We start from the raw sequence: 15,901 nt of genomic DNA on the forward strand, positions 1-15,901 counted from the left end.
GCCAAGGGGAGCCTAGATGCAAGTCGGGCTCCCCTCTTTATTGCTTTCGTGTCACTGGCTTAGTCTAAACTCCAGTGATTCACATAGCGGGTTCGCCCTGCCTCATCCAAAATCCAGATGCCTTCTGAGGCGGTTTCCACAATCCGACGATAGCGTTCCTCACTCTGCTGAAGCTGATTCAAGCTGATTTCTAACTGCCGCTTTGTCTGATGGAGGTTGGCGTTCAGCTTGGCGATCACGAGGGTTGCTAGGACAAACAACCCCATTCGCAACAGGCTAGGTCCACTGAACACGGTTAAACTATGGACCGGAACGACTAAAAAATAGTCGAGGGCTAACACCGAGAGTACCGTGGTCACCAGTCCCGGACCCATTCCCCCATACCAAGTCATCCCCGTTACGGCTAGAAAAAAGAATACAAACAGGGTTGAAGCCAGGAGGGGTTTGAACGCAAGGGTCAGGAGTAAGGCAATGACAACAGCTAAGACAGCCGCGCTATAGGAGAACACCGGCGATCGGGGGATGGGTCGCACCATTGAGACTCTTTACATTAGGATAAAGGAAGCTTGCTCACAAACTTATAGTTTTAAAGTAACAAGAAAAGCCTGCATTTTTACCCAAATCTTTCTCAATTCTTAATCGGCGGTTGATCTGACCTATCAAGACCTTCCCCTCCGGTGTTGATCAAGGGGGACGAGGAGAATTTTGAAAGGCGTTTAATCCACCCCAGAAATTTGAGGAGGGTTATCCCCCTAGTTGTAGCAACAGCTACTTAATCTCTGTTCCATTTGTCTTATAAAATCCCCCTCGATTTCTCTGCTCTAATTCCCCTACTTTTACCTTTACCCCTTAAAGCAATAGATCACTTGAGGATGTAAGCGATCGCACAGTTCCGAAGGCATTTTGCTCAAGGGGAAAGACTGGCGTTGTAGTTGCACCCCCAGATTGGTCAGGGGATCGACGCCGGTGGAGACCAGGAACTGGAGTTGATCAATATCCGCCCAGAGAATCAGGCGATCGAGAATCCTAAAGGTCGCCTGAACATAAGGATGTTCAGCATGGGTAAACCAATCCGTTGTCGCTAAATGCGCTTGGTCAAATCCCAGGTGAAAAGTTAACTGGGGTTTGCCAAATAAGGCCACGGTGACGGGGCGTTTTTCTTCTTGGAGAACCAGATGGTGCTCATCGGCCAGTTCGCGAATTTTTTCTAAATGTTCATACCGGGCTTGGACCTGGGCGGGAGGGGCCTCTTCCAGATCCGGTTCTTGCCAATGGATTGCTACGGTGACCAAATAGGTTTGTAAGAGCATATGCCCTAATTTTTCCGCCTTGGTTGCCAAATAGGTGCAATTAAACGGATTGGACTCAATCAGCAGGGGAACGCGATCGACCATTTCTAAGCCATATCCCTTTAATCCCGCAATTTTGCGCGGATTATTGGTAATCAGGCGGATTTTGCTCACCCCCAAATCATTGAGAATTTGCGCCCCTACCCCATAATTGCGCAAGTCCGCCGGAAAGCCTAAACGCTCATTGGCTTCCACGGTATCCAAGCCCATATCTTGCAGAGAATAGGCTTTGAGTTTATTAATCAGGCCAATTCCCCGGCCTTCCTGACGCAGGTAGACGACCACCCCCTCTCCGGCATTTTCAATCATTTTCAGGGCGGCTTGGAGTTGCATTCGGCAGTCACAGCGTAGGGACCCGAGGGCATCCCCAGTTAAGCATTCCGAATGGACCCGGACCATGACGGCTTTATCGGTAAAATTGGCCGGGTCTCCCTTGACGATCGCCACATGGTCTGTATTGTCCAGGGTATTGCGATAGGCGTAGATCTGGAACTGGCCGAATTCCGTGGGTAATGCCGCCACGGTTTCCCGAATCACAAATCGCTCATGTTGGAGGCGATAGGCGATTAAATCAGCAATGCTGATCATTTTCAGGTTATATTTGGCCGCATATTCGATTAGTTCGGGCAATCGTGCCATTGAGCCATCGGGATTCTGAATTTCGCAGATTACCCCAGCCGGATAGAGTCCCGCGAGTTCACTCAAGTCTACGGCAGCTTCCGTATGGCCTGCCCGTTTCAGGACCCCCCCAGACCGGGCCCGCAAGGGAAAAATATGACCGGGACGGCGCAAATCCTTGGGTTTGGTGTTGGGATTAATGGCAACCTGGATGGTTCGGGCGCGGTCCTCGGCAGAAATGCCCGTGGTGACTCCTTGCTGAGGAGAGGCATCAATACTGACGGTGAAGGCGGTTTGATTGGTGTCAGTGTTGGTGGTTACCATTAAGGGGAGGTCAAGCTGATCCAGGCGATCGCCGGTCATCGCTAGACAAATCAACCCTCGACCATGCACCGCCATAAAATTTACGATTTCCGGTGTTACAAACTGAGCCGCACAGATCAGATCCCCTTCATTTTCTCGGTTTTCATCATCGACCACGATAATGGACCGGCCTGCTGCAATTTCAGCGAGGGCCTCCTCTATTGAGTCAAACTCAAACGATTGTTTTGCGGCGTTTTCTGGCAATTCCACAGATAAAATCTTTCGCGTAAATGTAATGTTGTTTTGATTTAGGCAAGCTAAGTTTATTGTAGCCCGTTTCCCGACCGGAAATTTTGGACGGATTTAGAGTAAACCGGAATGGTTTGCGGCGATTTAGGGTCAAGGCATGATTTTGAAGTTCTGTCAATCGCGGAATTTGGGGGCGATCGCGGAGGGTTGGGGTCGGATCAGACTGACTGTCCGGAGTTAATAACGAGGGCTAAGGGTGGTTACAGGGGAAGGGAGTCAGATTTTGGGGCGATCGCGCTATGATAGCCTTCACGGGTGAACAAGAACACTTCATCGATTGGATAGGATACTCAATTATGGTTCCCGTTGCCCTGCGAATGATTTGGGAAGCGAAAGGACGCTTTGCGATCGCCGTTCTGGGGATTGCTTTTAGTGTCATGCTGATGCTCTTTTTACTCGGGGTTTACCAAGGAGTAAAATTTGGCTCAAAAAGTTATGTGTTACATACCCAAGCTGAGGTTTGGGTCAGTCAACGTAACACCCGAAACTTAATTAAGACCTCTTCTTTTTTACCGGAAACCCTTGGTAATTCCCTCAGCCAAGTAGAGGGGGTTAAAAGCGTGGATAGTCTGCTGCGGACCATAGCCCCTGCTGAATTTCCCGATAAAACAGTGACTTTATACATCTTCGGATTTGACACCGAAAGTCAAATCGGCGCACCGGAAATCAGTTCAGGAACCTCCAATCTCAAACCCCAAGAAATTATTTTAGACCGAGCGTTTACGGCCACCCATAACCTTAAGCTTGGGGATTCTCTTTTCCTGCAAGGGTATCCTTTTAAAATCGTTGGAATTAGCCGAGGTACTAACTTAATTGTCGGCCAATTTGCCTTTACTCGTATTGATGAAGTTCCTCGGTTACTAGGCTTACGAAATGTCCGCAGCTTTTTCCTCCTCAATTTGGACTCCGATTCCCCAAAAATCATCTCCCGCTTAGAAGAACAATTTCCGGATTTAGTCTTTATTCCTAAAGCTGAATTTGCCGAAAATAATGTAGAAGAAATGGAAATTGGCGTCTTGCCCATTCTCTGGACCATCGTCTTATTTGGAGCAATTACTGGAGGAACGGTGATTGTCCTGATGATGTACACTTCGGTCCTCGAAAAACGGGAAGACTATGCCATGTTAAAAGCCGTCGGTGCATCTCAAAATTTCTTGGGAACCCTGGTTTTAAAACAATCCATGTTAGCCGCATTATTGGGCTTTTCCCTGGGACTAATTGTGGATATTACCTTCGCCCCCTTGCTGAGTGAAGTGATTCCTTCTATATTATTAGTCTTTACCTGGCAGGATGCGGCTGGAGTATTAGTCGCTTGCTTGATTCTGGGAGCGATCGGGACTTTAGCCCCGATTAGAACCTTAAAAAATATCTATCCCGCAGAAGTATTTAGAGCTTAATTATGTCGCCTTATTCTATCTTAAAAGCTGAACATTTGTACAAAATGTATGGGCAAAAAAATCTGAACTTAGTCCAAGCCGTTGAAAATGTCAGCCTAGAGTTAAACGCTGGAGAACTCGTCATGATTAGCGGCCCTAATGGCAGTGGCAAAACTACCCTCCTCTCCTTGTTAGGCTGTATGGGTAAACCCACAGAAGGCAGGATAAAAATTCTGGATTGCGAAGTCACGGGTCTCCCCCAAACTGAACTGACAGACTTTAGATTAAAAAACATTGGATTTATCTTTCAAACCTTCCGCCTCCTCAATTTTCTAACCGTCCTAGAAAACGTCAAACTGATTTTAAATTTAGCCGGAAAATCGGGAATAGCCGCCCATCAACGGGCTAAAACTTTATTAGAAGAATTAAACATCGCCCATCGGGCTAATTTCTTTCCCCCTGCCTTAAGTGGCGGGGAAAAACAACGGGTAGCGATCGCCCGTGCCCTCGCCAACGACCCCCCCTTACTCTTAGCTGATGAACCCACCGGCAGCCTAGACTATCACACGGGACAATCGGTGATCCAACTATTAAGTAACGTTGCCAAAACCCATCAAAAAGCCGTGGCGATCGTCACCCATGACCCCCGCATCGAACACTATGCCGATCGCATCCTTAAAATGGAAGATGGACATCTAACAGCAAGAGAATAACCCTCAAAAATCAAGCGGGTTGTAATAACGATTTGCTTTCGTTATCTCCCCCTCCTAATCAAAAACAATCAATCCTACAAAACCCATGCCAGAACCCACCCTAGAACTGCAACAGAGAATCGAACAACTCCGCCAACAAATCCAAAAAGCCAGCTATGCCTACTATGTCTTAGACAATCCCATCATGGAGGATAGCGTTTACGATCGCCTCTATCGAGAATTGCAACAACTCGAAGAAGAAAATCCCCAATTCATCACCCCCGACAGTCCCACCCAGCGCGTAGGAGAAAAACCCGCTACCCAATTCCAAACCGTCCGCCATAACATTCCCCTTTACAGCTTAGAAAATGCTTTTAATCTTCAGGAATTTTCCCAATGGCAGGACCGCTGGCAACGGATTGTTTCTACTTCTAACTTTGAATATGTTGCCGAATTAAAAATTGATGGGTCAGCCTTAGCCTTAACTTATGAAAATGGCTTATTAGTCCGAGGTGCAACCCGAGGGGATGGCATAGAAGGGGAAGAAATTACCCAAAATGTTAGAACCATTCGGGCGATTCCCTTGCGGTTAACTTTAGAAAACCCACCACCGTTAGTTGAAGTGCGCGGCGAAGCCTTTTTAGGATTAGAAGTCTTTGCTAAAATTAATCAAGAAAGAACACAATCGGGAGAAGCAGAATTTGCCAATCCCCGGAATGCGGCAGCCGGGACTTTGAGACAATTGGATTCCCGGATTGTTGCGCAACGGCGATTAGATTTTTTTGCTTATACCTTGCAGATTCCAGGGGTGGATGATGATGTTGTTGCCCATACTCAATGGCAATCCTTGGAACTCTTACAAGAAATGGGGTTTAAAGTCAACCCCAACCGCACTTTATGTCAATCCTTAGAAGCCGTTGAATCCTATTATAATGAGTGGGATATCAGGCGGAAAGATTTGCCTTATATGACTGATGGGGTGGTGGTAAAAATTAATCCTATCCCCCTGCAAAAACAACTGGGATTCACTCAAAAATTCCCCCGATGGGCGATCGCCCTCAAATATCCCGCAGAAGAAGCCCCGACGCAAATTGAAGCCGTTACAGTGCAAGTCGGACGAACGGGGGCTTTAACTCCTGTGGCAGAATTAACCCCAGTCCAATTAGCGGGAACCACCGTCTCGCGTGCCTCCTTACATAATAGCGATCGCCTTGCTGAATTAGATTTGCATATTGGCGATACTGCGATCGTCAGAAAAGCCGGAGAAATCATCCCAGAAGTCGTCCGGATTCTGCCCGAATTACGCCGCCAAGGTGCTCAACGTTTCCAAATGCCGACTCACTGTCCCGAATGCGGACAACCTGTAGTTAAACCCGCCACGGAAGCTGTCACCCGCTGTATCAATTTGTCTTGTCCCGCAATTTTGCGCGGTGCTCTCATTCATTGGGGGAGTCGCGATGCCTTAGATATTAACGGATTAGGAGAAAAACTTGTTCAGCAATTCGTCGATCGCCAATTAGTTAATTCTGTCGCAGAACTTTACGAGTTAGATGTAGAAACGTTATCTCAATTAGAACGATTTGGCAAAAAATCCGCCCAAAAATTAGTCGAGGCGATCGCGCAATCCACCCAAAAACCTTGGTCCCGCGTCCTCTATGGATTAGGCATTCGTCATGTTGGCAGTGTGAATGCCCAATTATTAACGGAAAAATTCCCCACGGTTGACCAATTAGCTGCCGCATCCGCTGCCCAAATTGAAAGCGTTTATGGGATTGGTGCAGAAATTGCTAATTCAGTCGCCGACTGGTTCCGAGTCCCGGCTAATCAAACCTTAATTGACCGTCTCAAAGCCGCTGGTTTACAATTTGCTGCCACTCCCGTTGCGGAAAAAATGGGGAATCAATCCCCTGCTATTTTTGCCGGAAAAACCTTTGTGATTACGGGAACGCTGCCCACTCTCAAACGCGATGAAGCTAAAGATTTAATTCAAAATGCTGGAGGGAAAGTCACCGGGTCAGTGAGTGCAAAAACTGATTACTTACTCCTCGGGGAAGATGCCGGGTCTAAGTTCAAAAAAGCCCAAGAGTTAGGCATTAAACAACTCTCTGAAGCTGAGTTTCTGGAGTTATTGGGGTAGTTCAAAAAATAGAATCTTCTAGGAGAGATCCCCCCAACCCCCCTTAAAAAGGGGGGCTTTAGAAATATAGAGTAGCCTGGGTAGGCAGGCTTCGTCCGTATAGCCGCACCCTAAAGGGGGTGGGTTTTTACAAACCTATTACTACCGAATTTAGTATTATGGGAAATGTTGCATAATAGAAGAGTGACAACTTTTTCTTCTTTTTAAATCAACATAATGAGTTTAGAAAATCAACCTACTCCTCTGCCAACTAAATCTCCCATGAAACTTCACGAAAGTTCCGGGCGGTGGCGGTTGGGGTTGGGTCTGTGCCTGGTGACGGTCATCTTATGGGGAGTGCTACCGATCGCCCTTAAGGTAACCCTTCAAGCCCTTGATGTTTATACCGTGACTTGGTTTCGGTTTTCCTTGTCATTTGGAATCTTAGTCGCCGTTTTAGGGATGCGCCAGCAACTTCCTTCCCTGGAAAAACTGCGAGGAACATCGTGGAAATTACTGGCGATCGCCACAGGCTTTTTGGCCGTCAATTATGGACTGTATTTACAAGGATTGGCGCAAACTTCTCCCGCCAATGCTCAAGTCTTTATTCAGTTAGCGCCGGTGTTAATGGGATTAGGAGCGATCGCCATTTTCAAAGAACGCTATACCCTGCGTCAATGGGCCGGATTGGGCATTTTAACCCTAGGCTTTGTAGTATTTTTTCATGAACAATTACAAACGGTCCTGGCCGCACCTCGCACTTATTTAATCGGCAATATCATTCTGGTGATTGCCGCAGCCGCTTGGGCTGTTTATGCCCTAGCACAAAAACAACTCTTACAACAGTTATCTTCTTCTAATATCATGCTGTTGTTATATGGAATTTGTGCTATCTTATTCTTGCCTTTTTCCAGTCCTAGCCAACTGTTAACCCTAACTCCCTTAGAATGGGGAATGTTGATTTTCTGTGGGTTAAATACCGTCGTAGCCTACGGCGCTTTTGCTGAATCTTTAGCCCATTGGGATGCTTCTAAAGTTAGTGCCATTTTAGCCACAGCACCCATTATAACGTTATTCTCAGTCTGGGTAATTTCCCTGGGAATTCCTCTGCCGATCGCCCCAGAACAATTAACGGTTTTAGCCGTAATTGGCGCAATGTTAGTCGTTACTGGATCAGTGGCGATCGCCCTGGGAAAACGCCCTCATTCCCCTACAAAATCGGGGCAATTCTCACAAAAATCTGGATGAAGCCCGCTTACAGAAAAAAACGACTTTTTATACCAATTCCCTCAATCTTAACTACAGATACGGGGCTGGCTCACAGCTCAATTCGGGAGCATCAAACGTGATGTGTAGCTTTATTTTAGGGAATTGGTATAAGGCAGCCGCCGCACTCGTCTGAGGGCTACGGTCAAATTTGCGGAGAGTTTTGCGATCGCGTCTGTGGGCATTAACCGCCGCCGCAATTTCCTCATGATTGTCATAGTTCTGCTGGCGAACGAATCAACTCGATAACTGTTAGGTCTGGCAGTTTGGAGAATCAACCAGGGCCAAACCCAACGGAATTAATGATGATCACGTTATTCAAATGTGGAGCCCCGATAAAGCAGGATCCACTCAAAAAATTTATCTAAGGCACGTTAAAAGGTCTCGGGGAGTTGACGACTGTGATCAAGCTGCACCCCTTCGTTAGTTAGGGTAGCGATCGCCTCACTTTCTAAACTCGGTTGCGATCGGGCATTTACATTATCCCCGACCCCGACCACCGGATCAAGTTGCCAGGAAACTACTGTACCTCAGAATCTGGGGTGGCAACGGGTGCTGAATTAATCGGTTGGCGTTGCAGAAGCGGAACTGAAGAATTAAAAAAGGTTATATCTGACACTATTTAAATTTACAATTGGTTGCTGAGGTAGTATCTCAACAGCAATCGCTTTAATTGCAATCTATCAATCGGATTAATCTAGTTAAATTTATTATATGCCCGCAGTAATAGTTACTAGATTGCAGTCTGTAAAACAGGAATAGAAAGTTCACAATTTGATAAAATAGCTCTTGGGGTAGAGGGCGGTAATATTAATGATTAGATACTTTTAAAATAGTCAACTTTAATATAGGATTTATGCTCACTTTATCCCATGCCTTAAAACAGGTATTCCACTGCCCGGAAGAATCGGATTTTTACGCGCACTGCTTGGAAAGTTTAGTGTTAAATGCCAGCGATAATTTTCGACTTATCGTAGAGTTAGGTTCAGGAGAGGGAAGTCCAGTTATTAAATCTTTGCTGAGAACGGATTTTGACGGGACAATACAGGGATTTGAGCTAAATAAAGTAGCCTGGAAAATTGCTCAGTCTCAAATTAAGGAATATGAACTGAGCGAACGATACACCGTCAACAATTGTTCTTTTTTTGATTCGCCTTTATACGAGTCGGCGGATTGTGTCATCTCAAATCCGCCTTATTTGCCAGCGGTGGATGATAAAATTTACCAGCCGCTGTTGCACGGTGGGAATGATGGTTGTGCAATTGCTAAAAAACTTTTATCTCTCGGCTGCGACGAAGTTTTGCTGATGGTTTCTAGCTATTCTAATCCGGTGGGTTTGATTGATTATGCATTGAATCGAGGCTACTCGGTTGCAAATTTTGAAATTACACCTTTAAATTTTGGCTATTATAGCTCGGAACCCAAGGTAAAAAGCGCGATCGCCACTCTCCGAAAACAGGGAATGGCTTTTTATTCGGAAAATATCTATCTGCTGGGTGGAGTTTTGTTTAAGAAGCACCACAAAGCGCAAAGAGATTTGTCGAGGGAGCTAATTAAGTTAATGACAGCATTTTAAGCTATATCCTAGGGTGCGTCAGTCTCTGACCCACCCTAGGATATAGCGGTTAATTCTGTTCTGTGGCTTGGATCGATCGCACTACAGCAGCCGCAGCCCGATCGCCGATCGACTTCTCCTGATCGTACCCCAACACCAGCTCCCACGCCTCCTGCGGGTATCTATCAACCAGCGGGATCGCCACTTCATCCAACATCCAGCGACCGTGACGCTCATCTTCTTTGATGTGCAGTTCCCAATAACCCATCGCAGCCTGGGAGAGGCCCAGACGCTGGGCGGCAGCTAGATAATTGCGGTAAGCGACAGGGCCCGCCACCTCAAAATAAGTGAGTCCACCGTTGTAGCGCAGAAAATGGCGCTTGCGTTCGGTAAGCAGAAAGTTGTGATTAATGCCGCAGAACACTTGCCAAGGCACTAAATCGAAGTACGCTTCCGGTTCCGTACTCATATCGAATTCAGCCAGCATTTGAGCAAAAAAGGTCGAGTGCTTGCGGGGGAGGCGGCCGCCGCCGTATTCTTCGATCAGCACTCGGGTAAGGGTGCACTGAATTTCGTTGCCAGCGCCGCCGAGGATGCGAGAAAGGCGGCTGGCTTCAACTAAACCATCGAAAGAGGCGATCGCCAGCAAGTGTCTGTATCCGGCTGCTGTCATCTGTTCGCGCAAATAGCAATCAAGCTCACTTAGCGGAGGATCGACATCGGCGGCGGCGCGATCGCGCAGCGCTTGCTTGACATCGGGCAATTTTTGCAGCGCTGCAACGTCGATTTGCGCGATTTCCCACTGCTGCCAAGGTTCCTCAATGCGATCGCGCACAGAACGCAAATAGTGCGATCGTTCGTTGTTGTAGCGCTGTAAATCGTCGTACCAAAACAAGTTGAGGCGGTTGATGCGGTAAAGCACGCGCTGCAAGAAGCGGTGAGCGGCCTCATCCCCCGGTTCCTGTTGGTAAGCGGATTGAATTGCATCGGCGATCGCGCTTTCAAAATCGCTGACAAGTGACGGTTTTGTCGCCACCATTTTATCTAAATCCTCGACTTCTAGCAAATTGACAAATTGCCCCTCGGCTGCTTCATAATTTGGGAGTAAGGATTGCTTTTTGGAAAGACTCGGCGAGTGTGAAAAAGGAAGTATCTCTATCGTGTTTGGCATGGAATCAAATTATGCTAATTCTAATTATTGTGCTGCCTACCCAAACAGCAAACCGTTCCAGATTGCTGAGGATTATGGCTACTTCATTTCACGATACCGAACCAGTCAGCCACATACACCCTTCCATTGATAGAGATTTGATCGCTACCGTCTCTACCCTTTTCAACTTGTGAGTAAAGGTAGCAACGTTTATGGAAAGTGGGATTAACTTAAGCCCCAACCCCGATAATTCTCGGTTCGTTACTTCTATAACTGGCGCGGACCAAAGCTGCCAAAAGAGGACCCAAAGCTAATCCGACAACGACTGCAACTAACAGTGGATCCGGCAGTAGCGGATCCACTGTTCAGGCAACTCAAGGCCCTCGGTGCTGAGTTAACGGCAATTTTCAATACCCACCAGCACTCGGATCATGTGGGGGGTAATCAGACATTGATAGAGCATTGGACCGGGATAACCGTTTACGCAGGCGGGCTTTATCCCCAAGTGCCCCACTATGCACGGGTGGGGGTTTTTACAGAGCTATAAATCCTAAATTCTTGAAAGCTTTTATAAATGTTCAATCATTGTTAAAGCGGAAACTGCTGAATTTTTTGAAACAATCGGATCGGGGATATTCAGTTGTAAAGAACGCGGGAATTCGCGGGCGGCAGTATCCCGGGCACGGGCTTGTTTTAGAAAAAGTTGGGCGCGGATTTTTTCTCGGGAATTTTGGGACTGAGTTAACTGTTCCTGTGCTTTTTCCAAGTCGGCGTGAGCAATCTCTAAGTCAATGCGATCGCCTCGTTCAGCATCGTTCACTAAAACGGTCACAATATCTCCTTCAATTTGTGCCAATCCTGCCTTTACAAAAATTGGAATCCAAGTCTTTTGATAGCGGATTTTCATGACTCCGACTTCAATAAAGGTAACCATCGCCACATGACCACATAAAATCCCGACTTGTCCGGTAGTTGTGGGCAAAATCACCTCGGAACTGGGAGTATTCCAGACGGTTTTTGAGGGAGTGATGACATAAACGTTCAAAATCATAGGAGTTGGAGGGTATTATATTGATGAGCAGATGATTTAAACGTTCTCGGATGTCAACGGCGATATTATAACGCTTTTCTGTTCGGTTAGGATACTCCAATCGGCTACCGCATTTCCTCTGAGATAGACTGTAGAGGAATTCACCCCTGTTCTCTGATTACATCCCACCCTTTGCCTCACTCCTGGGGACTTGACGGGAATCAGGGGATAGGGGTTGAGTCTTGATGGCATGGATGGACCAAGAACTGGGTTGATTGTCCCTAGGGGTCCCTTGGGGTCCACCCCTGGAGACTCCTACCCCTGTCTCGATGATGCTCTGGATTTCGATGGATCCAAACTAGGCTCTAGGTGAGATCCCTGAAGAGTTCTCCTTTCATAGGTGACCTGAATCCTAGGTAAAATCCCGGGAGCCGTCTGGGTACGAGCACGGAGATATGATAGGATGAAATATAGCCGGTTATTAAGGGAGCGATCGCTCTCGGTTTTTTTCCCCGTTAGATTAGGCGGCAAATTTTGTTAAATTTTTTAACATAACTTGAGTGGATTGTGTGATAAAAAAATACGAGATAGCCCGTCTAAATTTAAGGGATAAGGTCAGAATGGGTAACCGGCGGTGGGTTTCCCCCTGAACTCTGGACCCGGATAATTTATGTCGGTCTCTATTTGGAATGGAAAGTAAAGCCTTCAAAATAGAGTTAGAAAGTTAACAATTATTCATACATCTGATGAATACGGAGGAATTTCAGCCCTTGGTATTCGTGACTCTCTACGGGAAAGTAGGCGATCGCCAGAGGGCCAAAGGATCAACTCTCACGGGAGGGAGGATCAAGGCCAAATTTTTCCGAAATCCTCGTTAAAAATATATCCGTAGTTCTCCTTTAAATTGGCGGTTGGTTCTCTTTTACCCTAGAAAATATACTGATAGTGGGGATAGATTTTATCCCCGTAATTTCTCGAATTGAGGTGACTTTAGTTTACAATTGAACCATAGGTAATTTTTCTGGAGGAGTGCAAGGAATGGAGTAGAGGGTCTCAGATAAATCTTAAGAATAGCCCCAGGTTTGAACGGTCTGGAACAATCGTAAGCCCTCAACTTAACGGTGCGTTCTATTTTCACCGCAGCTTGAACAGTCCAGAGATTTTCTTCTGAGACCTCTTGGGGAGGCGGGTTCAGTGACCGCAAATTTTTATTCAAAATTGCTAAAAAGAACCGCCGGATTAACAATAGATGCTTTTTTAACTCGCTGACTCATTAGGAGTCTAATTCATACCCTTACAATAAATTACTATGAGAATTTTACTGGTGGAGGATGACGAACCGATCGCCCAAGCACTCGTCACTACATTGAAACACCAAAACCATGTAGTAGATGTAGCGACGGATGGGATACTAGGCTTAGAATTAGCGGAAGCCTGTGACTATGACCTGCTGTTGCTGGATGTCATGCTACCGAAACTAGATGGAATTAGTTTATGCCGGAAGTTACGCAGTTCTGGCTATCAAATGCCCATCCTATTGCTCACGGCGAAAGATAGTATAGAAGATAAAGTTAGAGGACTCGATGCCGGGGCCGATGATTATCTCGTCAAACCCTTTGAATTACCTGAACTTACCGCCCGAATGCGGGCTTTATTACGTCGGGGAACTGCGCCTTTACCCCCGGTGTTAGAGTGGGGACCGTTACAACTGAATCCGAGTAACTGTGACGTTACCTATAACACTCAACCCGTAACCTTGACCCCAACGGAATATCGTCTGCTGGAACTGTTCATGAGAAACAGCACCCGGGTTTATAGTCGCAGTGCAATTCTGGATCATTTATGGGCTTTTGATGAACCCCCCTCAGAAGATACGATTAGAGCCCATATCAAAGGGTTACGGCAAAAACTTAAATCCAGCGGTGCCCCCACTGATGCGATCGAAACCGTCTATGGGTTGGGGTATCGACTCAAACCCCTGAGTGAGGAAAAATGGGTACAACCGCCTCGGATCCTGATGGCAGGATTGCCGGACGAGTTGGGGTTTTGGTTGCAACAGCGCTTGGGAAATGCGGTGGTGCGGGTCACCCATACGGGAGAAGATACCCGAACCGAACTGAGCGATCGCCAATGGTCCTTGGTTATTTTAGATCAACATTTGCGCCATCCCTCCCCAGCAGAACTGCTCAACCCGATCACTAACAAAGGGCAATCCGCCCCCCCCTTTCCGGTGATTTATTGCGGGATAAAAGGGCTAGAACCCTACCCCGTCGCCCCCTTGGGCAAAGGTCGAAAACCCAAAGAAAGCCGGAATAGCTCAACGGCACAACAACAATGGGAAACCCTAGATCGGGTCAGTGCCTTTCTCTATCACCCGCTAGATGGGGAGGAACTCGCCCGTGAAGTGGCTAAACTCCTGAATCTGAACTTATCAGACCCCCAAACTACGGCGAAACAGGACCCCACTATTGTGGCGGCCATTGGTAAAGTCTGGGAACGGTTCAAGGACAGGATTGCGGACCGAGTAACGGCGATCGAACAGGCCAGTCAGGCCCTACAATATGGCGAATTACCCCCAGAATTGCACGCCCAGGCAAAACAGGAAGCGCACAAATTGGCGGGGTCTTTAGGCACCTTTGGGTTAACTCAAGGTTCAGTGATTGCGCGGGAAGTGGAACAGTTGTTGCAGAGTCCCACCCTGAATTCTACCCAATCTGGGGATCTCACGAAATTAGTACAGGCCCTACGATCGCAGATTGACCAGGCCCCCATCGAGAGCGATCGCCGCCGGGGAAGTCCCCTCAACGATCGCCCCGTGCTCCTGATGATTGAGGGGGACCAAGAACTGTGCCAACAGATTGGAGTTGAGGTCAAAGGGTGGGGAATCAAGGTGGTCAATAGTGACTCGATCGCCTCTGCCCGAACTGCGATCGCCGATCGCCGTCCCGATGCCGTCTTATTAGATTTATCGGCAGAAGATCCCCTCACCATCAACCCCAATATTAAAGAAGAAGGATTATCCTTACTCTCGGAACTCGCCAATGGGTTCCCACCCCTCCCGGTTCTGGTTGTTACCGACCAAAGTCGGGTAGAGGACCGATTAGAAGTCGCTCGACTCGGGGGCCGTGCTTTCTTACAAAAACCTGTGAGACCCGCTCAAATCATGGAAGCGGTGTTGCAAGTGTTGCAAGGCGTGCAGACCACGGAAGCTAAAATCATGGTGGTGGATGATGACCCGCAAATTCTCTCCCTGGTGAAACATTTTCTGGAACCTTGGGGCATGAAAACCATTGCCCTCTCTAACGTCGAGCGCTTCTGGGAAACCCTAGAAGTGTCCTCCCCGGATCTGCTAATTCTCGATGTAGAATTACCCCACCTCAATGGAATTGAACTCTGTCAGGTTGTGCGCAACGACCCGCGATGGAACAGTCTGCCGGTCTTATTTTTGACCGCCCATACAGGTCCAGATATCGTCCATCAAGTGTTTGCTGCCGGTGCCGATGATTATATTAGTAAACCCATCGTCGGTCCAGAACTGGTCACCCGCATCCTCAACCGTCTTGAACGCATTCAGTTACTGCGAAATATGGCGGAAACTGATCCGCTTACTGGGGTTGCAAACCGGCGCAAATCCATCACCGAATTCGACAAGTTTCTGCACCTGTGTCAACTGCATGGACAAACCTTATGTCTGGCGATGGTAGACCTTGATCGCTTTAAGCAAGTCAATGATATCCACGGTCATGCAATGGGAGACGCCGTGCTCCGGCAATTTGGTAAGCTCTTACTTCGTACCTTTCGGAGTGAGGATATTGTTGCTCGTTGGGGTGGGGAAGAATTTGTAGTGGGAATGTATGGCATGAATAAGGAGTCCGGGGCGCAACGCCTAAGTGAGTTACTCCAAGTGCTCCATGCGGAACCCTTTTTGATTGGGGAAGAGCGTCTACACCTGACCTTTAGTGGCGGGGTGGCGCAGTATCCCGACGATGGTCAAACGGTGGATACCTTGTATCGCTGTGCGGATCAAGCGCTCTATCAAGCTAAATCTGCCGGTCGCGATCGCATCATTGCCTATAATCATCACGGGGAACCGATGGCCGATTATAGCGCATCAGGTTAATCCCTCCCCCAATTCCA

13 protein-coding genes are annotated in these 15,901 nt (G+C 47.5%); 7 read left to right on the forward strand and 6 right to left on the reverse strand.

The features are described 5' to 3' along the window. Positions 1 to 59 precede the first annotated feature (59 nt). Together NG796_RS21530 and ribBA are read right to left on the reverse strand one after the other, a co-directional pair. Positions 60 to 536 (reverse strand): DUF4118 domain-containing protein, encoded by a 477-nt coding sequence (locus NG796_RS21530; RefSeq protein ID WP_261209160.1) that lies wholly within the window; start codon positions 534 to 536, stop codon positions 60 to 62. 306 nt (positions 537 to 842) lie between these two features. Continuing rightward, the gene (gene ribBA / locus NG796_RS21535; RefSeq protein ID WP_261209161.1) at positions 843 to 2,540 is read right to left on the reverse strand and encodes a bifunctional 3,4-dihydroxy-2-butanone-4-phosphate synthase/GTP cyclohydrolase II; all 1,698 of its coding nucleotides are present in this window, start codon (positions 2,538 to 2,540) and stop codon (positions 843 to 845) included. Between the two features lie 278 nt (positions 2,541 to 2,818). Between ribBA and NG796_RS21540 the strand changes: the two genes are divergently transcribed. The 4 genes from NG796_RS21540 (at position 2,819) to NG796_RS21555 (ending at position 8,011) form a co-directional block, all read left to right on the forward strand. Beyond that, on the forward strand, positions 2,819 to 3,976 hold the full coding sequence (locus NG796_RS21540; protein WP_261209162.1) for an ABC transporter permease: 1,158 nt from the start codon (positions 2,819 to 2,821) through the stop codon (positions 3,974 to 3,976). Between the two features lie 2 nt (positions 3,977 to 3,978). Beyond that, positions 3,979 to 4,668: an ABC transporter ATP-binding protein gene (locus NG796_RS21545; protein ID WP_261209163.1), complete on the forward strand. Its 690-nt coding sequence runs from the start codon at positions 3,979 to 3,981 to the stop codon at positions 4,666 to 4,668. Between the two features lie 85 nt (positions 4,669 to 4,753). After that, entirely contained in the window at positions 4,754 to 6,784 is a 2,031-nt protein-coding gene (gene ligA / locus NG796_RS21550) for an NAD-dependent DNA ligase LigA (RefSeq protein WP_261209164.1), read from the forward strand. A gap of 261 nt (positions 6,785 to 7,045) precedes the next feature. Further along, positions 7,046 to 8,011: a DMT family transporter gene (locus NG796_RS21555; RefSeq protein WP_261209165.1), complete on the forward strand. Its 966-nt coding sequence runs from the start codon at positions 7,046 to 7,048 to the stop codon at positions 8,009 to 8,011. Positions 8,012 to 8,121: 110 nt separating this feature from the next. Here NG796_RS21555 and NG796_RS21560 read toward each other — a convergent pair whose 3' ends face one another. Together NG796_RS21560 and NG796_RS21565 are read right to left on the reverse strand one after the other, a co-directional pair. After that, entirely contained in the window at positions 8,122 to 8,247 is a 126-nt protein-coding gene (locus NG796_RS21560; RefSeq protein WP_261209166.1) for a hypothetical protein, read from the reverse strand. Between the two features lie 156 nt (positions 8,248 to 8,403). Next, positions 8,404 to 8,529, reverse strand: coding sequence for a hypothetical protein (locus NG796_RS21565; RefSeq protein ID WP_261209167.1), 126 nt, complete (start codon positions 8,527 to 8,529; stop codon positions 8,404 to 8,406). A 356-nt stretch (positions 8,530 to 8,885) separates the two neighbouring features. On the opposite strand from NG796_RS21565, the gene NG796_RS21570 reads away from it, so the two are divergent. Further along, a complete protein-coding gene (locus tag NG796_RS21570; RefSeq protein WP_261209168.1) occupies positions 8,886 to 9,605 on the forward strand; it encodes an SAM-dependent methyltransferase in 720 nt (239 codons plus the stop codon). A 49-nt stretch (positions 9,606 to 9,654) separates the two neighbouring features. Here NG796_RS21570 and NG796_RS21575 read toward each other — a convergent pair whose 3' ends face one another. Then, complete coding sequence (locus NG796_RS21575) at positions 9,655 to 10,755, reverse strand: iron-containing redox enzyme family protein (protein ID WP_261209169.1); 1,101 nt, start codon at positions 10,753 to 10,755, stop codon at positions 9,655 to 9,657. A 316-nt stretch (positions 10,756 to 11,071) separates the two neighbouring features. Between NG796_RS21575 and NG796_RS21580 the strand changes: the two genes are divergently transcribed. Continuing rightward, positions 11,072 to 11,281, forward strand: coding sequence for an MBL fold metallo-hydrolase (locus NG796_RS21580; protein ID WP_261209170.1), 210 nt, complete (start codon positions 11,072 to 11,074; stop codon positions 11,279 to 11,281). A 21-nt stretch (positions 11,282 to 11,302) separates the two neighbouring features. Here the strand turns inward: NG796_RS21580 and atpC are convergent, their stop codons facing one another. Continuing rightward, positions 11,303 to 11,785: an ATP synthase F1 subunit epsilon gene (gene atpC / locus NG796_RS21585; protein WP_261209171.1), complete on the reverse strand. Its 483-nt coding sequence runs from the start codon at positions 11,783 to 11,785 to the stop codon at positions 11,303 to 11,305. 1,288 nt (positions 11,786 to 13,073) lie between these two features. Here atpC and NG796_RS21590 point away from each other — a divergent pair. Then, on the forward strand, positions 13,074 to 15,884 hold the full coding sequence (locus NG796_RS21590) for a response regulator (protein WP_261209172.1): 2,811 nt from the start codon (positions 13,074 to 13,076) through the stop codon (positions 15,882 to 15,884). Positions 15,885 to 15,901 lie beyond the last annotated feature (17 nt).

Origin of the sequence: Laspinema sp. D2d, assembly GCF_025370755.1 — a bacterium.
GTDB lineage: Bacteria > Cyanobacteriota > Cyanobacteriia > Cyanobacteriales > Laspinemataceae > Laspinema.

Excerpts from the sequence above, each read along its gene's own strand:
- NG796_RS21540 (WP_261209162.1), top strand. The coding sequence starts at position 2,819 with ATGATAGCCTTCACGGGTGAACAAGAACACTTCATCGATTGGATAGGA.
- ligA (WP_261209164.1), top strand. The coding sequence starts at position 4,754 with ATGCCAGAACCCACCCTAGAACTGCAACAGAGAATCGAACAACTCCGC.
- NG796_RS21570 (WP_261209168.1), top strand. The coding sequence starts at position 8,886 with ATGCTCACTTTATCCCATGCCTTAAAACAGGTATTCCACTGCCCGGAA.
- NG796_RS21560 (WP_261209166.1), bottom strand. The coding sequence starts at position 8,247 with ATGACAATCATGAGGAAATTGCGGCGGCGGTTAATGCCCACAGACGCG.
- NG796_RS21590 (WP_261209172.1), top strand. The coding sequence starts at position 13,074 with ATGAGAATTTTACTGGTGGAGGATGACGAACCGATCGCCCAAGCACTC.
- atpC (WP_261209171.1), bottom strand. The coding sequence starts at position 11,785 with ATGATTTTGAACGTTTATGTCATCACTCCCTCAAAAACCGTCTGGAAT.
- NG796_RS21530 (WP_261209160.1), bottom strand. The coding sequence starts at position 536 with ATGGTGCGACCCATCCCCCGATCGCCGGTGTTCTCCTATAGCGCGGCT.
- NG796_RS21575 (WP_261209169.1), bottom strand. The coding sequence starts at position 10,755 with ATGCCAAACACGATAGAGATACTTCCTTTTTCACACTCGCCGAGTCTT.
- NG796_RS21555 (WP_261209165.1), top strand. The coding sequence starts at position 7,046 with ATGAAACTTCACGAAAGTTCCGGGCGGTGGCGGTTGGGGTTGGGTCTG.
- NG796_RS21545 (WP_261209163.1), top strand. The coding sequence starts at position 3,979 with ATGTCGCCTTATTCTATCTTAAAAGCTGAACATTTGTACAAAATGTAT.